Source organism: Nocardia implantans (assembly GCF_035544775.1).
Taxonomy (GTDB): domain Bacteria; phylum Actinomycetota; class Actinomycetes; order Mycobacteriales; family Mycobacteriaceae; genus Nocardia; species Nocardia implantans.
Window position 1 is genome coordinate 48,129 of record NZ_JAYKYQ010000004.1, and the last position, 21,299, is coordinate 69,427.

The 21,299-nt window shown below is 69.3% G+C and carries 22 protein-coding genes and 1 pseudogene; 11 read left to right on the forward strand and 12 right to left on the reverse strand.

Features of this window, described 5'->3' with window-relative positions; all coding sequences use genetic code 11:
- Window positions 1–29 precede the first annotated feature (29 nt).
- Window positions 30–644 (forward strand): dihydrofolate reductase family protein, encoded by a 615-nt coding sequence (locus U3653_RS10765; protein WP_195078487.1) that lies wholly within the window; start codon window positions 30–32, stop codon window positions 642–644.
- Between the two features lie 4 nt (window positions 645–648).
- Here the strand turns inward: U3653_RS10765 and U3653_RS10770 are convergent, their stop codons facing one another.
- Window positions 649–1,569, reverse strand: a complete 921-nt coding sequence (locus U3653_RS10770) for a hypothetical protein (RefSeq protein ID WP_195078488.1) — start codon at window positions 1,567–1,569, stop codon at window positions 649–651.
- A 70-nt stretch (window positions 1,570–1,639) separates the two neighbouring features.
- Window positions 1,640–2,155 carry an ester cyclase gene (locus tag U3653_RS10775; protein ID WP_195078489.1) on the reverse strand — a complete coding sequence of 172 codons (516 nt, stop codon included), beginning with the start codon at window positions 2,153–2,155 and terminating at the stop codon, window positions 1,640–1,642.
- A 121-nt stretch (window positions 2,156–2,276) separates the two neighbouring features.
- On the opposite strand from U3653_RS10775, the gene U3653_RS10780 reads away from it, so the two are divergent.
- On the forward strand, window positions 2,277–3,068 hold the full coding sequence (locus U3653_RS10780; RefSeq protein WP_195078490.1) for a DJ-1/PfpI family protein: 792 nt from the start codon (window positions 2,277–2,279) through the stop codon (window positions 3,066–3,068).
- Here the strand turns inward: U3653_RS10780 and U3653_RS10785 are convergent.
- From U3653_RS10785 to U3653_RS10795, 3 genes are all read right to left on the reverse strand, one after another.
- The gene (locus U3653_RS10785; protein ID WP_397069027.1) at window positions 3,049–3,579 is read right to left on the reverse strand and encodes a thioredoxin family protein; all 531 of its coding nucleotides are present in this window, start codon (window positions 3,577–3,579) and stop codon (window positions 3,049–3,051) included. The two genes, U3653_RS10780 and U3653_RS10785, sit on opposite strands and share 20 nt — an antisense overlap.
- 102 nt (window positions 3,580–3,681) lie before the next feature.
- Window positions 3,682–4,635: a serine/threonine dehydratase gene (locus U3653_RS10790; protein ID WP_195078492.1), complete on the reverse strand. Its 954-nt coding sequence runs from the start codon at window positions 4,633–4,635 to the stop codon at window positions 3,682–3,684.
- Between the two features lie 23 nt (window positions 4,636–4,658).
- Entirely contained in the window at window positions 4,659–6,053 is a 1,395-nt protein-coding gene (locus U3653_RS10795; RefSeq protein ID WP_323124178.1) for a bifunctional lysylphosphatidylglycerol flippase/synthetase MprF, read from the reverse strand.
- 839 nt (window positions 6,054–6,892) lie between these two features.
- Between U3653_RS10795 and U3653_RS10800 the strand changes: the two genes are divergently transcribed.
- Window positions 6,893–7,387 carry a hypothetical protein gene (locus U3653_RS10800; RefSeq protein WP_195078493.1) on the forward strand — a complete coding sequence of 165 codons (495 nt, stop codon included), beginning with the start codon at window positions 6,893–6,895 and terminating at the stop codon, window positions 7,385–7,387.
- A gap of 21 nt (window positions 7,388–7,408) precedes the next feature.
- Here the strand turns inward: U3653_RS10800 and U3653_RS10805 are convergent, their stop codons facing one another.
- Entirely contained in the window at window positions 7,409–8,164 is a 756-nt protein-coding gene (locus U3653_RS10805) for an FAD-dependent monooxygenase (protein WP_195078494.1), read from the reverse strand.
- A complete protein-coding gene (locus tag U3653_RS10810; RefSeq protein WP_195078495.1) occupies window positions 8,145–8,576 on the reverse strand; it encodes a Rossmann-fold NAD(P)-binding domain-containing protein in 432 nt (143 codons plus the stop codon). The genes U3653_RS10805 and U3653_RS10810 overlap by 20 nt, the downstream gene beginning before the upstream one ends.
- Window positions 8,577–8,661: 85 nt before the next feature.
- On the opposite strand from U3653_RS10810, the gene U3653_RS10815 reads away from it, so the two are divergent.
- Both U3653_RS10815 and U3653_RS10820 read left to right on the forward strand, forming a co-directional pair.
- Window positions 8,662–9,363 carry a TetR family transcriptional regulator gene (locus U3653_RS10815; RefSeq protein ID WP_195078496.1) on the forward strand — a complete coding sequence of 234 codons (702 nt, stop codon included), beginning with the start codon at window positions 8,662–8,664 and terminating at the stop codon, window positions 9,361–9,363.
- A 70-nt stretch (window positions 9,364–9,433) separates the two neighbouring features.
- On the forward strand, window positions 9,434–10,132 hold the full coding sequence (locus U3653_RS10820) for a helix-turn-helix transcriptional regulator (RefSeq protein WP_195078497.1): 699 nt from the start codon (window positions 9,434–9,436) through the stop codon (window positions 10,130–10,132).
- Here the strand turns inward: U3653_RS10820 and U3653_RS10825 are convergent.
- The 3 genes from U3653_RS10825 to U3653_RS10835 form a co-directional block, all read right to left on the reverse strand.
- Complete coding sequence (locus U3653_RS10825; RefSeq protein ID WP_195078498.1) at window positions 10,129–10,518, reverse strand: VOC family protein; 390 nt, start codon at window positions 10,516–10,518, stop codon at window positions 10,129–10,131. The genes U3653_RS10820 and U3653_RS10825 overlap by 4 nt on opposite strands.
- 54 nt (window positions 10,519–10,572) lie before the next feature.
- Window positions 10,573–10,986 (reverse strand): arsenate reductase ArsC, encoded by a 414-nt coding sequence (locus U3653_RS10830; protein WP_067798057.1) that lies wholly within the window; start codon window positions 10,984–10,986, stop codon window positions 10,573–10,575.
- A 561-nt stretch (window positions 10,987–11,547) separates the two neighbouring features.
- The gene (locus U3653_RS10835; RefSeq protein WP_195078499.1) at window positions 11,548–12,459 is read right to left on the reverse strand and encodes an oxygenase MpaB family protein; all 912 of its coding nucleotides are present in this window, start codon (window positions 12,457–12,459) and stop codon (window positions 11,548–11,550) included.
- A 109-nt stretch (window positions 12,460–12,568) separates the two neighbouring features.
- Here U3653_RS10835 and U3653_RS10840 point away from each other — a divergent pair, with 109 nt between their 5' ends.
- Window positions 12,569–13,324, forward strand: a complete 756-nt coding sequence (locus U3653_RS10840; protein ID WP_195078500.1) for an SIR2 family NAD-dependent protein deacylase — start codon at window positions 12,569–12,571, stop codon at window positions 13,322–13,324.
- A gap of 15 nt (window positions 13,325–13,339) precedes the next feature.
- Here U3653_RS10840 and U3653_RS10845 read toward each other — a convergent pair whose 3' ends face one another.
- Together U3653_RS10845 and U3653_RS10850 are read right to left on the reverse strand one after the other, a co-directional pair.
- Window positions 13,340–14,638 carry a D-arabinono-1,4-lactone oxidase gene (locus tag U3653_RS10845; RefSeq protein ID WP_195078501.1) on the reverse strand — a complete coding sequence of 433 codons (1,299 nt, stop codon included), beginning with the start codon at window positions 14,636–14,638 and terminating at the stop codon, window positions 13,340–13,342.
- A 54-nt stretch (window positions 14,639–14,692) separates the two neighbouring features.
- Complete coding sequence (locus tag U3653_RS10850) at window positions 14,693–15,373, reverse strand: TetR/AcrR family transcriptional regulator (protein WP_195078502.1); 681 nt, start codon at window positions 15,371–15,373, stop codon at window positions 14,693–14,695.
- Window positions 15,374–15,490: 117 nt separating this feature from the next.
- Between U3653_RS10850 and U3653_RS10855 the strand changes: the two genes are divergently transcribed.
- The 5 genes and pseudogenes from U3653_RS10855 to U3653_RS10875 form a co-directional block, all read left to right on the forward strand.
- Window positions 15,491–16,990 carry an MFS transporter gene (locus tag U3653_RS10855; RefSeq protein WP_195078503.1) on the forward strand — a complete coding sequence of 500 codons (1,500 nt, stop codon included), beginning with the start codon at window positions 15,491–15,493 and terminating at the stop codon, window positions 16,988–16,990.
- 682 nt (window positions 16,991–17,672) lie between these two features.
- Entirely contained in the window at window positions 17,673–18,035 is a 363-nt protein-coding gene (locus U3653_RS10860; protein ID WP_195078504.1) for a DUF190 domain-containing protein, read from the forward strand.
- Window positions 18,032–18,319, forward strand: coding sequence for a hypothetical protein (locus U3653_RS10865; RefSeq protein ID WP_195078505.1), 288 nt, complete (start codon window positions 18,032–18,034; stop codon window positions 18,317–18,319). Before U3653_RS10860 ends, U3653_RS10865 begins: the two co-directional genes overlap by 4 nt.
- 47 nt (window positions 18,320–18,366) lie before the next feature.
- Window positions 18,367–20,010 carry a phosphoglucomutase (alpha-D-glucose-1,6-bisphosphate-dependent) gene (gene pgm / locus U3653_RS10870; RefSeq protein WP_195078506.1) on the forward strand — a complete coding sequence of 548 codons (1,644 nt, stop codon included), beginning with the start codon at window positions 18,367–18,369 and terminating at the stop codon, window positions 20,008–20,010.
- Window positions 20,000–21,187, forward strand: a pseudogene (locus U3653_RS10875) (MFS transporter); the annotation flags it as partial. The gene pgm and the pseudogene U3653_RS10875, both read left to right, overlap by 11 nt.
- Between the last annotated feature and the right edge of the window lie 112 nt (window positions 21,188–21,299).

Below are 21,299 nucleotides of genomic sequence, written 5' to 3' on the forward strand. Positions count from 1 at the left end.
CTTCGTAACACGATCCGGGAGCAACGCACATGAGGAAGATCACCGCTGGTCTGTTCATCGCCGTCGACGGCGTGGTCGAAGACCCGCAGGACTGGCATTTCCCGTACTTCGACGACGCCATGGGCGCGGCCGTCGACGCCCAGCTCGGCGCCGCCGACACCCTGTTGCTCGGCCGCAAGACCTACGAGAGCTTCGCCGGCGCGTGGCCGGAGCGCGAAGCGGCGGGCGGCCCGGACGCGGCGTTCGCGAAGAAACTGGGCGATGCGCGCAAGATCGTGGTGACCCGGCAGCATCTCGAATTCGATTGGCGCAACTCCGAAGTGATCGACGGCGGCCTGATCGAGGCGGTGACGGCGTTGAAGGCCGAGCCGGGCGGGGACATCGGTATGAGCGGCTCGGTCTCGGTCGTCCGTCAATTGCTGGCCGCCGGGCTGCTGGACGAGCTGCATCTGCTGGTGCATCCGATCGCGGTCGGCAAGGGCGAGCGCCTGTTCCAGGACGGCGCGCCCACCGTCGCGCTGCGCCTGCTGTCGTCGGCCACCTTCGACACCGGTGTGCTGCATCTGGTCTACACCCGCGACGACGCCGCGCAGGCCGGGACCTACGAGGACGCGAAAGTGCATCTGTCCCAAGCAGTCCGGTAGGACTTCAGTGGCCGAGCGCCTTCGCGACGATGCCGCCGGTGACCGACTTGACGAGATAACTCGTCGAGTCGTGCGGTGACGCGCCGTTGTCGAAGTGCGGCTCGGTGACCGGAACGACGGCGCCGCCGGAACACGGCGGGAAGAACGGAGCGAGGTCGAGGTGCGCCGCGACGAGATCATCCTCGTCCACCAGGTTGTGCCAGCTCGTCACCGCCTTCGGCACGGCGCTCGGCTGCGGGCGCAGCCGGTCGTACACGACCGTGCGCAGGCCCAGCGGCGAGCCCATGGTCAGCAGCGTCACCGGGTGGCCGGTGCGGTGCAGCGCTTCGTAGGCGACCACGCTGCCCAGCGAGTGCGCGATCACCAGGCGTGTCTCCGGGCCCACCTGGTCGAGCACCTGCCGCTGGGCGTACTCCCGCAACTCGTCGTCGGTGAAGTATCGAGCGACCTGGGACAACGCGGAGATGACGAACTTCTGCGCCAGCCCGAATCCGAACGGCGCGAACCAGCGCAAACGCATCAGCGCGTTCAAAGCCGGCCGCAGCCGCGCTTGCGTTCCCTGCGCCACCGCGTCCGGCGGCGGTGGGGTGCCCAGGCGGCGGGCCGTCGCTCGATCGCGCTGGTCACCGGCGTGTTCCACGGCCGTGGCGAGCCATGCGGCCGCGAGTTGCTCCATCAGATCCCGTTGCGCGTCGTCGAGTTCGGCACCCGTGCCCTGCGCGCCCTCGATCAGGAACCGATCGCCGTAGAAGGCCATGCGGGTGGACAGGTCGCCGGGAGCGCCGTTGCGCCACAAGCGGTCAGCCAATTCCGGTGCGCCGTGGTTGCGGACGCCTCCCGCGAGCCCCGGCAGCCAGCGCGCCTCCAGCGTGTCGGCCGATTCCTGTTCCTGCGCGATGCCGTGTACGAGGACGATCGTCGCCAATGTCCCACCCCTTTCGTTCCCCGGTGCCGGGAACAGTGTCCCTCATCCGGGGCGAGATCGGCAGCCGGGATCATCGTCCGGATCGGTTGCGCGCCCGGATCGCTTTGCCCAGTGGCGCAATCGAATTGACGAGCCCGAACAGCACTCGCTCGGCGATCGAGTGCTGCGGGGGCAGGACGGCGAGTTGGCGGGCGAGTTCCAGTCCGTTGACGATCGCGGTGTTCGACTCGATCAGTCCCTCGCGCACGACGAACACATCGGTGCCGAGCAAGTCGAGCTGTCTTCCGTTGGGGGCCAACCCGATCAGCGGCGCGGTGCCGTCGAACCGGCCGCGCATGCGCCAGTGCACCACGGCACGCTCGTCTTGCGCGGTGACCGAGAGGATGTCCACGGTCAGATCGGGGACCGCGGCGTGCACGTCGCGGAAGAAGGTCACGATCTCGCCCGGAGCGCGCAGATCGGCGACGCCGACGAACACGTCACGCGCACCGGGCCGCCAGCAGCCGGCGACGGTGGGCCAGTCCTGCGCGCCGATCGCCTCGACATAACGACGCGCCACCGCGCCCGGCTCGTCTGATTCGGTCAACGGGAATCCTTTCGTCGGGAAACGGCGGGTGCGTCCATCACGGCAGCGATTGACACGCGCCGGGCACAATGAGAGTCTGATTCTTTCTTCGTCTCACAGATTTTCGGCGGAGGGGTCGACGATGACCGGGTCCGAAGGGCGCGCAGCGGGCAAGACCGTGCGTATCGCGATAGTGACCTATCCGGGGATGACCGCGCTCGACGCGATCGGCCCGTACGAGGTGCTGCGTTTCGCGCCGGGGGTGGAGATCCGGTTCGTCTGGCACGAGCCGGGACCGATCACCACCGACAGCGGGGTGCTGGTGCTGGGCGCCACGCACTCGTTCGACGAGACGCCGACGCCCGACATCCTGCTCGTCCCCGGTGGACCCGGCTCGACGGTCGCCGCGGTCGACGACGCGCTGCTGGCCTGGTTGCGGCGAGCGCACCAGAGCACGCTGTGGACGACCTCGGTGTGCACGGGCTCGCTGGTACTGGCGGCCGCAGGACTGCTGCACGGACGGCCCGCCACGACGCACTGGCTGGCACAGTCGGCATTGCGCGCCCTCGGCGCCGACGCTCGCCCGGACGAACGGGTGGTGCGCGACGGGAAGACGGTCACGGCCGCGGGCGTCTCCGCGGGCATCGACCTGGCGCTGTGGCTGGTGGGAGAGATCTTCGGGGAGCAGCAGGCGCAGACCGCTCAATTGATCATCGAGTACGACCCGCAGCCGCCTTACGACGCCGGTCATGTCGGCAAAGCCTCGCGCGCCGTGCGGCTGGCCGCCACCGCCCAACAGGCCAGGACCGTGGTCGAGCCGGGCAACCTCGCGGAATTCGCCAGGTTGTCGGCCGCCGTGCCGCAGTTGGCGTGGCGTAGCGCGATTCGTCGGGCGCGCGAACGCGGGAAGGTCTTCAGGCGTCCCGCCATTTGATCGAGCAACCCATGCTCGGGCGGTGCGGTTCGGGTGCGGGTTCGCCCGCCAGCACGGCTTCGACGGCCGTGCGCAAGTCGTTTCCGGTCAGCGGTTTGCCGTTCCCGGGTGTCGATTCGTCGAAGGCGCCGCGGTAAGCGAGCCGGAGGTTCGCGTCGTAGAGGAAGAAATCGGGGGTGCACGCCGCGCGGAAGGCCCGGCCCACGTGCTGTTCCTCGTCGACGAGGTAGGGAAAGGTCCAGCCGGCGCGGATCGCTTGGTCGCGCAGTCGCAGCGGGGCGTCGTCCGGGTAGGCGGTCGCGTCGTTGGTGCAGATCGCCACGGTCGGCATGGACGGCAGCGAGTCGACCAGTTCGCCGAGCGCCGCCTCGATGTGCTTGACGTACGGGCAGTGATTGCATGCGAAGACGACCAGCAGACCCGGGCCGTCGGCGAAGTCGTCGCGGGAGTAGATCCGCTGGTCGAGATCGGGCAGCGAGAAGCCGGGTAGCGGTGTACCGATGGGAACCATGTGGGAGGTATGCGCCATGGTGTGCCTTCCGTCGGGATCGCAGAGGACAGCGGCAGCCTAACCCCGTGTCGTCCGATTCGTCGGAAATACGCCGATGGGCCGTCAGTCGGCGTGGCGGGCGCCGGCCAGATCGGCCGGGTCGGTGTTCGCTCCGCACAGCACCACGCACATCCGCTCGCCGGGTGGGGGCCGGAACGCGGGCTCGTCGCCGCGCAGCGCCGCCAGCGCGGTCGCCGCGGCGTGCTCGACAGCGAGGCGGCGCCGCGCCCACAACTCGCGGCGCGCCGCGACAATCGCGTCCTCCTCGACCAGCACCGATGTCACGTCGTAACGCCGTGCGGCGGTCAGCGCCAGCTCCGTGGCGCGCCGGGCGCCGAGCGAGTCGGCGGCGACCGAGTCGACCTCCACGTCCACCACCTGCCCGGCCGCGATCGCAGCGTGCAACGCGCGGCAACGGACGGGTTCGACGGCGACGGTCCGGACGCCGTAGTGGTCGGCGGCCGTGGCGACACCCGCGAACAGCCCGCCGCCGCCGACGGCGACCACGACGGCGCTCAGGTCGGGAATGCGCTCGTGGATCTCCGTCATCAGCGTGCCTGCGCCGGCCGCGATCAGCGGGTTGTCGTAGGCGTGGGAGAGCAGGGCCCCGGTGGCGTCGGCGAACTCGCGACTGGCCGCGAGCGCGTCGGCGTACTGCGTTCCCACCAGACGGACGTCTGCGCCATAGGAGAGCAACCGGTCCACTTTGACCCGCGGCGCGGTGGTGGGCAGGAACACCGTGGCGGGGATGCCCTGGTTGCGGGCCGCCCACGCACACGCGAGTCCGGCATTGCCGCCGGAGGCGATCGTCACGCCGACCCGGGGGAGCGTGCCGTTCTCGCGGTGCGCGAGCAAGAAGTTGAGCGCTCCGCGCGCTTTGAAGCTGCCGGTGTGCTGGAGGAACTCCAGCGCGAACCACAACTCGCCCGTGTGGTCGGCCTGCGCCACGGCCACCGGCCTGATCTGCCCGGCCACCCGCGCGGCGGCGGCCTTGACGTCGCTGTGGGTCAGTTCCATCGGATTCCCGCCTGTCGTGCCGCTCAGTGCTCGCGGCGGTGCGGGACGAACTCCAAGGTGAGCAGCGCGGCGGCGGCGATCACCACTTCGCGCCAGCGGATCAACGCGTACCGCTGCTCCGACAGCGCGTGGAACTTCCGCAGGAAGCGGTAGAGCGATTCCAGCCGGATCAGCGGATCCGCGAGGTGCACCAGCAGGTAGAACAGCGTGGCCGTGCGCGATTTGTCCTTCTCGGCGAACAGTTCGGGGAACGGGGCGAAAGCCAGCGAGATCCGGTGGATGTCGTGCGCCGCGGCATAGTCGACCAGATCGACGATCATGCGTTCGTCCAGGCCGTTGGGTGCGTCTCTGCGCCGCCACGGCACGTCGAGGCTCAGTTCCCTTCCCCGCCCCGAAACGCCGTAGCGCTGGAAGCCGACCGGGTTGCCGTCGGCGTCGCTGGCGATCACCACCAGCATGTTGGGGTTCCGCCCGTCGAGCAGATGGTCGAGGATCATCGAGAAGCCGCGGGTCTGCCTGCCCCGCCGCCATTCGTCGACGATGGCGAGCAACTCTTCGCGCCGCTGCTCGGTGAGCGCCGACTCGTACACCACCTCGGTGGTGACGCCGAAATTCTTGGTGCGGCTCACGGCTTGGCGCAGGTTGCGGAACTTGCGTCCGACCAGGTTGAACTTGTCCACGTCGAGCACCACGTCGCGGCCGATCGGGACCGCGCGCAGCCCGCGATGCTCCAGCGCCCACACCTGCCACAGCTCCGCCAGTTCCGGGCTCGCGCCGAGCACGGCGACGCGCCAGCCCTGGTTGACGGCGAAGTCGGAGAACGCGGCGACCAGTTCGGGGAAAGCCGCGCGATCGCCGATCGGGTCGCCGGCCACGGCGGCGATGCCGAAGCGGGCGCGATAGCCGATCGCGGCGGTCGAGGACGCGTTGAAGAAGTAGGTCTTGGCCGAGTGCAAGGCGAACGGCGCCAGTGGATCGCCTTCGGTGCGGCCGACCAGCTCGGCCACCCGGTACAGCTGATCGGGCTGCGGTTTGCTGGATATGGGCAGCACCAGCACGAAGCCGGTGGCGGCCAGCAGCACGAAACCGGCGTCCGGATGCTCGGCGCGGTAGGCCACATGCGCGACGGCGAGCACCAGCACCGCGGCGGTGAGATGCGGAAGCGTGATCGGCCTGCGCAGATGCAGCCCGCGCGCGACGAACACCCCGGACAGCGCGAGCGCGACGAACCACCCGTGGTCGACGGTCTCGTCGGAGGTGACGTTGGATTCGTAGGCCAGGATCACCGCGATCAGCAGTGCCAACGTGATCAGCATGGCGCGCGTGGCGGGTGTCGTGGTGAACGCGGCTTCCCGGTAGCCGCTGAGGGTGGCGGCGCGCAACGTGCGCGCGCTGGAGGTTCCCTGGCCGTCAGGCACGACGGGGCTCCGCCCTGCCTTCGCGTTCTGATGCCCACGACAGTTTCGCCATGGTGGCCCTCCAGATGATCGCCTACCGACACACTATGCGCCCGGGCGGTCTCGAGGAAATGCCTTTTCGAAACCGGCCGGTTGCTGGCGTGGCGCGAACCGGACCGGAGGCAGGCCCCGCCACGCAGGCGCAAACATCGGATGAATCTCGTTTTATTCCCTCGTCGCCCGAAACGAGCGATCGAGCAGCGCGACGAGCTCGCGCAGCTGCCGTTCGCAGGCGTCCTCGTGGGATGCCGCCGTGATGGCCGCCGCCTCCTGATGCGGGGTCTCGGCGGCCGGATGGCCGCCGTGAAAACTCGCCGCCGCGGCGATCCGGTCGCCGAAGGCTGCCGCCGTGCGCAGCGCGAGCCGCCGGCATAGCCGCCAGCGGGCTTGGCGCGACGAACGCTGAGCCCGCCAGCCGGTCGAGGTAGGCGTGCGCGTCCTCGATCGCCCGCCGGGGCGTGTGCGCCTCGCGCATCGGCCGAGCGCCGGGAAGGACGCAGCGCATGCGCCCAAGTCTCCGAGTTCGGGCGTTGGCAGCGGCTGGTGCGCCGCACCGAAGAAACCCTCGGCTGCAGAACGATTGCTCGAACGTGCACGGCACCCGATCGGAGTGAATCGACAATTCAACCCTATTTCTTTCTGTACGGCGTGGATTCAAGAGATTGCGGTCCAATTGCCGGTTCTTCGGCGTGTATCCGAGATTTTCCGCTGACCCGTTGTCATGCTCAGTGCCTGGCTGATCCGAACCAATCGCCTGTCGAGTGGGCGCGACGAGAGGTCCGACTGTGAAATTGAGCTGGATGGCGATTACCGCGCTGGTCGCCGCCGCCGTATGCGGTTGTTCCGACGACCCGGGGGAGGGTGCGGCGGCGACCTCGACGAATGCCGCTGCCGCGCCGAGCGCTGCGGCGACGACGGCCGCGGCGCGCGACGACGACGCGGCCGACGGCGGTCTGCGAATTTTGCTGGGAGAAGCGAAGAAAGTGCCGGTGCCCGCCGATGTGGTGCTGGATATCCGGGCTCCCGCCGCGTGGGGACAGGCCGCCAGTGGCATTCGCTGCACGGTCACCGACAGTTCCGGTCGGAATGAAGATCTGCGCTCGTCGGACGCGAAGAAGACCGAGGCGTTCGGCGGGACGGATTGGGTGACGGTGTGGACGTTCTCCTCCGTCCCGAACACCGACGTCACCGTGGCTTGCCGGGATCCGGAATCGAAGATCGCCGCCGCGCAGCGTGATCCGTATCTGCGCGTCGTGCCGCGCGCCATCGTTCCGATCGCGCCGCCGCAGCGCTGACCCGCGCTCGGTGACCGCCGCTCAGGCGGCGCGCACAGTGACCGGCCGGTAGACGCGGGACGCGAGAGCCTGCAGCACCATCAGGCGGGTCAGCTGGTTGCGCAACCAGATGTGGCCGCCGGTGGCCGGGATCAGCATGGAACTGCTCGCCCGCACCGAACGCTGGGCCCGCACCACGTTCGGACGCAGGATTCGCTCGTAGCGGCGGAAGGCGATCCGGTGGTCGCCGCCCGCCGCGGCCAGCTCGGTCGCGAGCAGATGCGCGCCCTCGATGGCCAGCGCCGCGCCCGCTCCGGACAGCAGCGTCGCGCAGTAGCCTGCGTCGCCGACCAGCGCGACGCGCCCGTTCGACCAGGCCGGGATGCGGACCTGGCTCACCGCGTCGAAATAGAAGCCGTCGTCGGCGGTGGCCTGGTCGAGCAGCGCGGGCACCTGCCAGGCTCGATCGTCGAAATGCCGGCGCAGCAGAGCTTTCTGAGCATCCTGGTCGCGATGATCGACATCGAGGACACGGTCCTCCCGGAAGGCGAAGAACGCCGTCGCGGTGTCATGGGCCCCCGACCGGTAGACGCCCGCCACCTTCCCCGGCGTGTTGTAGAGGGTGACCGAGTGCGGACGTCCGAGTTCGGCGTCGATGCGCGCGGTGGCGAAGTACACGCCGAGGTGGTGCAACGCGTCGGGCTCCGGCATGACGGCCAGATTCCTGGTCCCCGAATGCAATCCGTCGGCGCCGAGGACGAGGTCGTATTCTGCCTGCTTACCGCTGTCGAAGGTCACCTCGACGCCGCCGGGGGTGCTGGGTGATCGCGGCGATCGAATCGCCGAAGGAGTACTCGACGTCGTCGGCGGTCGCCTCGTACAGCACCTGGGCCAGGTCGCCGCGCATGATCTCGATGTCGCCCTCGGCGTTGAAGGTGCTCGTGCTGATGCCGGCGACCCGGCGGTCGGCGGCATCGACGAAGGTCAGCTCGCGGATGTCGGTGGCGCGTTCGCGCAGTCGCGGCAGCACGCCCATGCGCTCGGCGATCCGCACCGCATCGGCGCGGATGTCGACGCCGTTGCCGCCCGCGCGCAGCGCAGGGCTGCGCTCGACGACGGTGGGGTGGAAGCCGTTGCGCACCAGCCAGTAGGCGAGCGTCGGTCCGGCGATGCTCGCGCCGGAGATGAGGATGCGGGGTTCGTGCGCCATGAGCGCCTCCTTCGTTGACTGACCGTTGGTCAGTCACGAATGTAAGCCACTGACCATCGGTCAGTCAACGAGTAGGATCTGGACCGTGAGCGACGAGACGACCACCCGCGCGCGCATCCTCGAGGTGGCCATGGACCTGTTCGGGACGCACGGCTACCACCGCACCTCGGTCCGCGCGATCGCCGAGCAGTTGGGCATCTCCAAGGCGGGCGTGCTGTACCACTACCCGAGCAAATACGACATCCTCGCCGGCTTGGCCGAACCGTTGCTGGAGGCCATGGAGCGCACCATCGCCGAGGCGGCCGATCCGGATCCGTGCGAGGCCCGCCGTCGCGTGGTGGAAGGGTTGCTCGATGTGTTCCTCGCGCACCGCTACCTGCTCCGGCTCAACGTCAGGGACTTGGCGCTGGCCGCTCCCGGGACGATTTTCGACCGGTTCAGCAAGGCCATGATGCAGGCGAACATCCTGGTGGCCGGCCCGGACGCCACCTTCGCCGAACGGGTGAGGGCCACCCAGGCGGTGGCGGGGCTCAGCGACCCTGTGGTGCTGTATGCCGAGGCTCCGGTCGAACAGCTGCGCGCGGAGGTGCTGGAAGGAGTGCGGCTGTTGTTGGCGCCTGCGGACCGGACGTCGCCGGTGTCCGGGACGAGGGGCAGGCCCGCCGCCATGACCGCCGAGCGGATCGAACTCGCCCGCCGGATGCGCGACGCGGAGCGCCGCAGCGTGCCCGAGATCGCCCGGGAGCTGGGTGTCTCCCGGGCGACGCTGTACCGCTATCTCAAATAGCCAGTCTTATTGAGACGATATTTTTGAGACACGCCCGCTGTTGTCGGCGGTGCGGAGTAGCGTCGGCCCCATGGACGACGCCGCCTACCGCGAGCGGCCGTCGCGGTACGCGGGCGCCGTGTTGTGGACCAAGACCGTCGACGGCCCCGGACTGCCGGTGCTGCCCGACGGCTGCATGGATCTGATCTGGATGAACGGCCGGTTGATCGTCGCAGGGTCGGACACCAAGGCTCACCACCCGGGCGGATCGCCTGGTGATCACTACGTGGGCGTCCGGTTCTTTCCCGGTACCGCGCCCGCGTTGCTCGGCATCCCGGCGCGCGAGTTGCGCGATCGGCGCGTCGATCTGGCCCAGCTGTGGCCGTCGGCGGTGGTCCGGTCGCTGGTGGACCGGATGGCAGGCGCCGGTGACCAGGCGGCGGCGCTGGAACAGATCGTGCGGTGGCGCGCGGCCGAGACCGAACCGGCCGATCCGCTCCTGCGGAAGGTGGTCGGCGCACTCGACGCCGGATGGCCGGTGGCAGCGGTCGCCGACGCGGCCGGGCTGGGTGAGCGGACCCTGCGCCGCCGCTGCCTGGACGCCTTCGGCTATGGCCCGAAAACCCTCGCGAGGGTGCTGCGCATGCAACGCGCGCTGGCCACGGCGCGCAGCGGCGTGTCACTCGCCGAGACCGCGACGCGCACCGGGTTCGCCGACCAGGCGCACCTGTCCCGCGAGGTGCGCGCCCTGGCCGGTATACCGCTGGGAAGGTTGCTCGCTCGGTCCTAGCGAGCGGCGTACAGGTCGACGCCGTTGCCGTCCGGGTCGTGCACGACCGCGTAGCGCTGACCCCAGAACGCGTCCCAGGGCTTCAATTCGCCGTGGTAGCCGGCGTCGACGAGTGCGGCGTAGACGGCGTCCACCTCCGCGGGATCGGCGCAGCGGAAGGCGATGCCGAGACGGCCCCCGCCGCTCGGCGGCGTCCACTCGGTGTGGAACGACCGGATGACGGCTTCGGTGTCCAGCGTGAGCCGCATGCCGTTGGGCAGCGCCGCCTCGGCGTGCCCTTCCTGCTCGGAGCCTTCGGGGAAGTCGAGACCGAGGCGGCGGTAGAAGGCCACGGAAGCGGCCATATCGCGGACGACGATGCCGATCACGTCGAGTTGTGGTGTCATGCCGGCAGCGTAGGCAGCGGCGCGCCGACGCGTCTTGAACGAATCGGACAGCGCCTATCGCGCGGGCGCGGGAACCAGTTCTGCGATGAGATTCTCCACCAGGATGCGGATGCGGTCGCGGATCGTGCGCACCACGTCGATGGTCTGGTCGGCCGGGTCGGGCAGCATCCAATCGCGGTAGCTGATGCCGGGGAAGAACGGGCAGGCGTCGCCCGCGCCCATGGTGACCACCACGTCGGAGATGCCGATCGCGTCCATGGTGAGCGGCTTCGGAGTGTGGCCGGAGATATCGATGCCGATCTCGGCCATGGCGTCCACCACCGTGGCGTTCAGGGTCTCGGCCGGTGCGCTGCCCGCCGATCGCACATCGAACCGGTGGCCAGCGAGGGCGGTGAGGAACCCGGCGGCCATTTGCGAACGGCCCGCGTTGTGTTCGCAGACGAACAGCACACTGGGCTTGTGGGACATGGGAACGCCTTTCGATGTGCAAGGTGGAGCATAAGTGTGCTGGCTGCCGGACCGGCCGCCCGGCTTGGTGAGCCGAAACGCTTTCGGAGCGTATGAGATACGTATACCAGCGCGCCGCTAATCGTTACGGCGCGCCGTGCCGTCGCGCGCGCGGGCGTACGGCTGTCGCAGGCCAGCGGGCGTAATCCGCTGTCACGCAGCGGCTGTGCGCCGGAGCCGACCGGGCGGCAACGCGCAGTGTTCCCCCGGGGTGATGCACCGGAAGACTTCGTCGAAGGCCTGCGACGTTCGGAGCCCTCGTCGGCCGCCGGTATCCGGCCGCACGATCGATCCGGCCGCACAAGGGCACGCGGGCATCAACCGGTCGCAACTGATCCGCGGATCGACGCGCATACGACATCGCATCGCGAAACGCGCCTCGTCTTCCGCCACCGACGCCAGCACCCCGGTCGATGCGAATCGGCCGGGGTGCTGGCGTGAATCATTGGAACGTCATAGGCGGCTGGAATCGCCCCTGCCGCGCGGCCCATGTCCGCCGCGAACGGATGCGGCGAAGGGGGATCAGATCGGACGCAGGTCGATCATCTTGCGCAGCCGCTGCCGGTCGCGCTCGAGGCGGCGGGCTTCATAGGCGATCGGGAAGTAGCGCAACCGCTCCGGCAGCAGCGGAACCAGCCGCGCGATCAGCCAGCCGAGCACGCGCAGCTTGCGCTCGTCGGCCGCGGTCCAGGTCAGGCCGAGCTTCTGGCGCGCCACCTCCGGCGTGGTGCCGACCGTCACGAAGTACTGCAGCCAGCCGATCGGCGCCACCGCCGCTTTCCAGACCGGACGCAGCACGCGCGGCAGCTGCTTCGGCGGTGCGACGGAGCGGATCACCCGCAGGTAGTCGCGCGCGGTGTCGGTGGCAACCAGATGGTTCGCGACGGTGTCCTCGAAGAACTTCTCGAATTCGGCGTAATTGGCCGGGATCTCCTTGGGCGCCACCGAGAAGTTGCGCAGCAGCTGCAGCGTCTCCTGGAAGTACGCTTCCTTGTCCGCCGCGGTGAGCGGGCGCTTGGCGAAGTACTTGGCGCTCTCGGTGAAGGCGAAGGTTCCGGTGTGCAGCACCCAGGCCCACGGGGCGCTGGACAGGGCGGTGTGGCGCACGCCGTTGGCGTCGGTGGTGTTCAGCGACGCGTGCAGCTCCCGCAGGCGATCGGCCTCCGCGAGCGCCTCGTCGCCGCCGTAGACCCACATCATCACCGATGCCAGGCTGCGCGTGGCACGGCCCATCGGATCGGTGCGGAAGGTGGAGAACTCGTCCACCACCGCGGAGATGGTCGGTTCCATGGTTTGCAGCAGGAAGGCCGAGCCCGCGGTGAGGGAGAACGTGATCAGACCGGTCTGTTCCCACATCTGGGTTCCCGGTTCGATCGGGCGGCGGGGCGGCAGCGTTCGCGCGCCGGTGGTTGAGCGTGCGACGGACGCGGTCATCGTGATCTCCCTTGATCGGCCTGGCTCATACAATGAGATGATAACCCTAACAATCTCTCATCGTCTATCCGTGGCCGACGATCTCGTCACGGTCCTAGGCTGTGCAGACATGACGACCGATTGGCGCAGTCGTAGCGGCCGGATCGGAGTGCTCACCGGCGCCGGCATCTCCACCGATTCCGGCATTCCCGACTTCCGCGGCCCGCGCGGGGTGTGGACGAAGGATCCCATCGCCGAATTGCTCTCGACCTACCAGAACTATGTGGCCGACCCCGGCCTGCGGGAACGCGCCTGGCTCGCGCGCCGCGACAATCCGGCCTGGCAGGCCGTCCCCAACGCGGCGCACAACGCGCTCGCCGACTTGGAACGGGCCGGGCGGACGGTCACCATCATCACCCAGAACATCGATCGTCTGCATCAGCGGGCGGGGTCTTCGCCGGATCGGGTGATCGAGATCCACGGCAACATGTTCGAGGTGGTCTGCGTCGAATGCGACTACCAGACCTCGATGTCGGCCACCTTGGAGCGAGTGGCCGCGGGCGAGCCGGACCCGCCGTGTCCCGACTGCGGCGGCATCCTCAAGTCCGCCACCGTGATGTTCGGTCAGCAGATGGACCGCCGCACCATGACCAAGGCCGCGCTCACCGCGGAGACGAGTGAAATCTTCCTGGCCATCGGGACGTCGCTGCAGGTCGAGCCCGCCGCGTCGATGTGCTCCATCGCCGTGCGCGCCGGCGCGGATCTGGTGATCGTGAACGCCGAGCCGACGCCGTACGACGCCATGGCCACCGAGATCATCCGCGAACCCATCGGCACAGCCGTGCCCCGCCTGGTCGCGGAACTCATCGCCGAACGACCGGAGTGAAGCCGGGCGGCGGGTTCAGCCGACCGGGCCGAGCACCCGGTCGAGGTAGGGATTGGTGAAACGCCCTTTCGGGTCGAAGCGCCGCCTCACCTCGGCGAACCGCTCCCAGTCGGGATAGCGGCCGCGCAGGGTCGCGGCGGTCTGGAAGTGGCGTTTGCCCCAGTGCGGACGGCCGTCGTAGCGGTCGAAAACCGCTTCGCAGGCGCGGAAGTACGGTTCGAATGCCATGCCGCGGTACTGGTGCACCGCGATGTAGCAGGTGTCGCGGCCGTTGGCCGGGGAGAGGAACGCGTCGTCGGGCGCGACCCACCGCACCTCGATGGGCATGGGGGTGTCGAAACGAGTGGACAGTTCCTTGATCTCGCGAATCGCGGCCACGGAATGCTCGCGCGGGATCGCGTACTCCATTTCGGTGAAGCGGATCAGGCGCGGCGACGCGAACACCCGGTAGGAACGGTCCACCTGACGCCGGTAGCTGCCCGCGTAGGCGGCGCCGCGCTGAATCAACGGGAGCAGGCGCGGCTGCCTGCGGCTGAGTCCGCACAGCGCGTCGAACAAGTAGTTGGACAGCAGGATGTCGGTGAACCAGTCCACCGCTTTCGGGCGCGGTCGTTCGGGCAGGGGCACGCGATTGTTGCGCTTGGTCATGGCCAGCGGGCTGTGCGCGAACATGTAGAACTCGAAATGCTCGTTGCCGTCGACGAACGAATCCAGATCGGCGAGCACGTCCTCCACCGGGACCGGGCGCTCGATGCCCTCCAGCACGAAGGACGGCGCCATCCGCAGCGTCACGGCGGTGACGACGCCCAGCGCGCCGATGCCGACCCGCGCGGCCCGCCAACCGTCGGGATCGGTCCGCTCGTTCAGTTCAACCAGCGTTCCGTCGGCTTGCATCAGTTCCACCGAATGCACCGCGGCGGAGAGGTTCTGCAAAGTCGCGCCGGTGCCGTGGGTGGCGGTGGCGATGGCGCCCGCGACGGTCTGCACATCGATGTCGCCCAGGTTCGGGAAGGCGAGACCGTGCTCGTGCAGGGCGGTGCTGGCGGCGTTCAGGGTGATGCCCGCCTCCACCCGGACCAGGCCTGCGGCGCGGTCGACGTCGAGCACGCGGTTCAGCTTCGCCAGGCTCAGCAGCGTGCCGTCGGTCAGGACGGTGTCGGTGAACGAATGGCCGCTGCCCGCGACGCGCACGGTCCGGTCGTCGGCTTCGGCGTCGGCGAGCAGGCCGGCCAGTTCGCCGACGGAGCCCGGGGCGGCGAGGAGTGCGGGCGCGCAGCGTTGATCGCCCGCCCAGTTCACCCACGAATTGGTCATGTGACCAACTTTACGGGAGCGAGCGTGACGCGCGCTACTTACGGTTCGATTTCGCTACCGCTTGCGCCAGCTGCAGGTCAGCTGTTGCTTGGCGTGCTCTACCTCGTCGTCGGTCAGCGGGGGGACGTCGAGATGTCTGCGCGGCGTTTTGTCGTCGCGCACGCCGTTCAGCATGATCGCCATGTACCGCTGCCAGACATCGGGATTCACCGGCTTGGCGAACTCGGCGAGTGCGTCGACCATGTGGACAAGCGCGAAGAAGTCCGAGGGCTCGATGCCGTGGGCGAGCACGCCGGCGTCGCGCGCGCGGGCGCAGATGGCGTGCACCTTCGGTTTGATGCGATCGCGCACGACCGCGAATCGATCGGTCTCGTCGTCTTCGAGTTCCAGCATGACTTCGCTGAATCCGCGGTTCGTGGCCATGTGCCGACACGCGTATTCGAAGAACTCGACGAGTCCGAACCAGGGATCGGGATGCCGGTAGGCGGCGTCGGCCGCGTCGGCGAAATCGTTCAGGTTCTGGTCGAAGACCTCGACGATCAGTTCCTTCTTGTTCGCGAAGCGGCGGTACACCGTGCCGACACCCACACCGGCGCGCTCGGCCACGTCGTCGAGGGTGATCTCGAGTCCGTGGTCGGCGAACAGTTCCCGCGCCGCGGCGATGATCCGCTGCTGATTGCGTGCGGCATCGGCCCGCAGGCGCCGGGGCGGAGAGGCGACCGTGGCGTGATTCACACCGTCATTCTATCAACATCGCGGATTAACCGGAGGCGTTATCTCCGTTATCGTGATAGCTTCTTCGGGTAAGCGGAGGGATGTTCTCCGGATCAACGCTCGAGACAAAGGGTACACATGACTACCGCGATCGACCGCGGGGCACCGGCCCCGGAGCGAACGGGAAGTGGGCGGCGCGGCTCGCACGCCCTGCGCTGGTGGGTGCTCGCCGTCCTCGGCGTCGCCCAGCTCATGGTCGTGCTGGACGCGACCGTGGTGAACATCGCACTGCCCGCCGCGCAGCAGGATCTCGGCTTCAGCGACGGCGACCGCTCCTGGGTGGTCACCGGCTATGCGCTGGCGTTCGGCAGCCTGCTGCTGCTCGGCGGCCGCCTCAGCGACCTGTTCGGCAGGCGCAACACCTTCATCATCGGTTTGGTCGGCTTCGCGCTCGCCTCCGCCGTCGGTGGCGCGGCCACCAGTTTCGAGATGCTCGTCGCGGCCCGCGTCGGACAGGGCGTCTTCGGCGCGCTGCTGGCGCCCGCCGCCCTCTCCCTGCTCACCGTGACCTTCACCGAACCGTCCGAACGGGCGAAGGCGTTCGGTATCTTCGGCGCCGTAGCGGGCACCGGCGGCGCCATCGGGCTGCTGCTCGGCGGCGCGCTGACCGAATGGGCCTCCTGGCGCTGGGTGATGTTCGTGAACCTCGCCTTCGCCGCCGTCGCGCTGGTCGGCGCCGTGCTGTTGCTCGCCAAGCACGCCGGCACCGAGCGGCCCAAGCTCGACATCCCCGGCACGGTCGTGGTGACCGCGGGCCTGTTCGGCATCGTCTACGGGTTCTCGCACGCGGAATCGCACGGGTGGACCAACGGCGTCACCCTCGCGTTCCTGCTCGGCGGCGCGGCGCTGATCGCGGTGTTCGCCTGGCTGGAGACCCGGGTCGCGCACCCGCTGCTTCCGATGCGGATCGTGCTCGACCGGATGCGCGGCACCTCCTACCTGACGGTCTTCGTCATGGGCATCGGGATGTTCGCGATCTTCCTGTTCCTCACCTACTACATGCAGCTGACCCTGGGCTACTCGCCGATCATGACCGGCGTGGCGTTCCTGCCGATGGTCGCCGCCATGGTGGCCTCCTCGACCACCGCCCCGTCGTTGCTGCTGCCGAAGCTCGGCCCGAAGGTCGTGGTCAGCGGTGGGTTCCTGATCGCGGCGGCGGGCATGGCCTGGCTGACCAGGATCGGCTTGGACACCGGCTACGCCAGCCACATCCTGCCCGCCCTGATCCTGCTCGGTCTCGGCCTCGGCGGTGCGATGTCGACCGCCTTCCAGGGCGCCACCTCCGGCGTGCAGCACGAGGACGCGGGCGTGGCATCGGCCATGATCAACACCAGCCAGCAGGTCGGTGGATCGATCGGCACGGCCCTGCTGAGCACGATCGCGGCATCCGCGGCCACCGACTACCTGTCCACCCGTACGCCGGACCCGCTCACCATCGCCCAGTCCGCGATCGAGAGCTACACCACCAGTTTCTGGTGGGCCACGGCGATCTTCGTCGCGGGCGGCATCCTGACGGCGGTGCTCATGCCGAGCGCAGCGCCCGCGCCCGCCGAGGGGGAGCCGGTGCTCGCCCACTGAGTCGAGTGCGGTGGCGCAGGCCCGGTTTCCGGCGCAGCGGCCGCCGTCCCGCGATTCCGTCGCGGGGCGGCGGCCGTCGTCGTTCGCCGAGCCGTGCGACGGCATTCGATCGAAGCGACGCGACCGCACCGCGGCCGGAACTGTGCTATGCGATTGCCGATCAGTCGATTAGAGCTGTCCGGTCCGATATGGGAGCAAATCTCTCCGCCGCGCGGATCCCGATCTCGGGACGTGGCGCCGATCATCGCGCACGACACGCGGGGTTCGTCCGCCGCACACGGCAAAGCGCGCCAGAATCACCATCATTGGTGCAAAATACGAGCTAGGTCAGTGTGGCGGGCCTTGCTGGTCGGCGGTCCGCCTTCCGGTTCACGCGGTAGATCTCATGGGATGCTTTGCGACCGGGATCCCGATGATTCCGACCGCTCCGGTGTGGGTAGCCAAGAGGCTGCTGTGCACCCATTCCTGTACCGGCGCACCCGGCGGTCGCACCACCTTCTCCACCCCACCCGCGAGGTTCGTAGACTCCTCGGACCGGGCGCGGCACTTCCCGCCGCGCTCGTCCGCCTCGGGGGGTGGCGGTGGCGTGGCCGGGGCGTCGCAGCCCGGTGCGGGCATGGCACGGTGAGTACCTGGTTCGGCTCGGCGATCGACGGGAACGGCACGACGGAAGGGGGCAGGCATGAGTGGTTCGCAAGCGGGCGCCGCCACGGCGGGACGGTGGCGCCCCGCGGCACGGCTCACCGTGCTGCTCGACGAGGACGACAAATGGCGGCACACGCCCCTGTATCACGAGATCGTGCGCCGGGCCAGGGACGGCGGACTGGCTGGTGCCAGCGTGTGGCGCGGCATCGAGGGATACGGCGCGTCCTCGCATGTGCACACCACCCGGATGCTCGATATCGCCGACCATCTGCCGCTGATGCTGATGCTGGTCGACGAGCCGGAACGCTTGCGCGCCTTCGTCGAGCGGAACGCCGAACTGTTCACCTCGGTCAACGTCACATTGGCGCCGGTGGACCAGTGGCAGGAAGGTGAGCGATGACCAGACCCCGTGGCAAGCCCGGCGACCCGGCCGCAGCACTCGCGGCACCAGCGGAATTCGCCTCGCCGGTGCCGTCGGGCACGGTGGCCGTTAGCATTGTCGGTTCGGCGCGGCTCGGTGATCAGGGCGGCGCGTCGGCGGGTGATCGATCGCTCGCCGCCGCGGAAGCGGGCTTCCGCACCGTGCCGACCGCGTTCAGCAGATACGGCGGCGAGACGTTCCGGCTGGCGGCCGAGATGAACGTGGCCGCGGGGTCGGCGGTGACCGGGCGGTCGTGGACATGATCCTGATGACGAGCCGGGCGCAGCCGATACGGAAGGGAGACCCGAGCATGGCCCACGATCGAGCCGGGCGTCCCGCACGTCCCACCGATCTGGAAGACATCGCGCATCTGGTGACGGCGTACTACAGCCGTGTTCCGGACGCGGAGGATCCGGCCCAGCGGGTGACGTTCGGGACGTCGGGACATCGCGGCTCCAGCCTGGACGGCGCGTTCAACGAGGCGCACATCCTCGCGATCACCCAGGCGATCGTGGAATACCGCGCCACCAGGGGCATCACCGGGCCGGTCTATCTGGCCAGGGACACACACGCGCTGTCGGAGCCCGCCTGGACCACCGCGCTCGAGGTGCTCGCCGCCAACGACGTCACGGCGGTGATCGATGCGCGCGACCGCTACACGCCCACGCCCGCGCTCAGTCACGCTGTGCTGCGCCACAATCGGGGCGGCGCCAAGCACCAGGCCGACGGCATCGTGGTCACCCCCTCGCACAACCCGCCCCGCGACGGTGGCTTCAAATACAACCCGCCGCACGGCGGCCCGGCCGACAACACCGCCACCGACGCCATCGCCGCCCGCGCGAACGAACTGCTGCGCGGCGGGCTCACCGGCGTCAAGCGCACCACGCTGGAGCGCGCGCTGGCCACCGGCGTCGAACGCTACGACTACCTCGACCACTACATCGACGACCTGCCCAACGTGCTGAACCTGGACGCGATCCGCGGCGCGGGCATCCGGCTCGGCGCCGACCCGATGGGCGGCGCCAGCGTCGACTACTGGGAGGAGATCGGCCAGCGCTACGACCTCGAACTCGAGGTGGTCAATCCTTTCGTCGACCCCACCTGGCGGTTCATGACGCTCGACAGCGACGGCAAGATCCGGATGGACCCGTCCTCCCGCTACGCGATGGCCTCGCTGATCGCGATCAAGGACGACTACGACATCTCCACCGGCAACGACGCCGACGCCGACCGGCACGGCATCGTCACGCCCGACGGCGGGTTGATGAATCCGAACCACTTCCTCGCGGTGGCCATCGAATACCTGGTCGCCAACCGGATGGGCTGGGACGCGCTGACCAAGATCGGCAAGACCGCGGTGACGTCGTCGATGATCGACCGGGTGGTCTCCGTGCTCGGTCGCGACGTGCACGAGGTGCCGGTGGGATTCAAGTTCTTCGTTCCCGGATTGTTCAGCGGCAGCCTGGCCTTCGGCGGCGAGGAGAGCGCGGGCGCGTCGTTCCTGCGGATGGACGGCACGGTCTGGACCACCGACAAGGACGGCATCCTGCTCGCCCTGCTCGCCGGGGAGATCGCGGCGGTCACCGGCCAGAGCCCGTCGGCGCGCTACGTCGAACTCGAGCGCCGCTACGGCAGTCCCGCCTACGCGCGGATCGACGCGTCCGCGACCGCGGAACAGAAAGAGCTGCTCGCGAAGTTGACTCCGGACATGATCACCACGAAGGAGATCGCCGGGGAGCCGGTCACGGCCGTGCTCACCAGGGCGCGGGGCAACGGCGCGCCGCTGGGCGGCCTCAAGGTGACCACCAAGAACGCGTGGTTCGCCGCTCGCCCCTCCGGCACCGAGGACAAGTACAAGATCTACGCGGAGTCGTTCCACGGCCCGGAGCACCTCGCCGAGGTGCAGACGGCCGCGGAGGAATTGGTGGGGCAGGCGCTGTCCGGTGACCGGTAGATCCAAGCCCCTGCCCACCGAGATCTGGGTGCTGGTCGGGGGCGCGTTCGTCATCGCCATCGGGTTCGGCCTCGTCGCCCCGGTGCTGCCGCAGTTCGCGCGCGGTTTCGGCGTCGGCGTGGCGGCCGCTTCGGCGATCGTGTCCGCGTTCGCCCTGATGCGGTTGCTGTTCGCGCCGCTCAGCGGACGGTTGGTGCAACGGCTGGGGGAGCGCTCGGTCTATCTCGGCGGGCTGCTGATCGTCGCGGTGTCCACGGGCGCCAGCGCGTTGGCGCAGAGCTACTGGCAGCTCATGGTGTTGCGGTCGCTCGGCGGCATCGGATCGACCATGTTCACCGTGTCGTCGCTGGCGCTGGTCATCCGGATGTCCCCGCCCGAGCAGCGCGGCCGGGTCTCCGGGTTGTGGTCGACCAGCTTCCTGGTCGGCTCGGTGAGCGGGCCGCTGGTGGGCGGCGGGTTGTCCGGGCTCGGGCTGCGCTGGCCGTTCGTCATCTACGCCGTCGCGTTGCTCGCCGTGAGCGTGGCGGTGCACCTGAGCCTGCGGCATTCGGAACTGGCCGCGCCGGAACCGGTCGGCGGCGTCCGCATGATGTCCTTCCGGGAGGGCTTGGCGCGGCCGGAGTACCGGGCGGTGCTGCTGTCGAACTTCGCCAATGGCGCGGCCGTCTTCGGCGTCCGGATGGCGTTGGTGCCGCTGCTCGTCGTCGAGGTGCTGCGCCAGGCGCCGGGTATGGCCGGTGTCGCGTTGACGGTGTTCGCGGCGGGGAACGTCGCGGTGCTGTTCGCCTCCGGGCGATTGTCCGACCGGTGGGGGCGCAAACCGTTCGTCATCGTCGGCTCGCTGGTGTGCGCGGCGGGAACGGCGGGGCTCGGCCTGGCGACCGACCTGCCGTGGCTGCTCGCCACCTCGTTCCTGGCCGGGCTCGGCTCCGGCATGTTCACGCCCGCCCAGCAAGCGGCCGTCGCCGACATCATCGGCCCCAAGGCGCGCGGCGGCCCGGTGCTGGCCGGCTTCCAGATGGCCGCCGACCTCGGCACCGTCATCGGGCCGGTCGCCGTGGGCGCCCTGGCCCAGCAGGTGTCCTATGAGCTGGCGCTCGGCGTGACCGGCGCGCTGCTGGCCGTGGCGGCGCTCGTCTGGGCCGTCGTTCCCGAGCCGTCGCGGCGGGGGAGTTCCGTTCAATCGGAGATTCCTTCCGACCGGTCCGACGGAGCCGACGACACCGAGCGGCAAGCGGCCGAGATCGATCGGGCGCTGAGCGACGTGTCCGGCGCGCCGGTAGCCGACA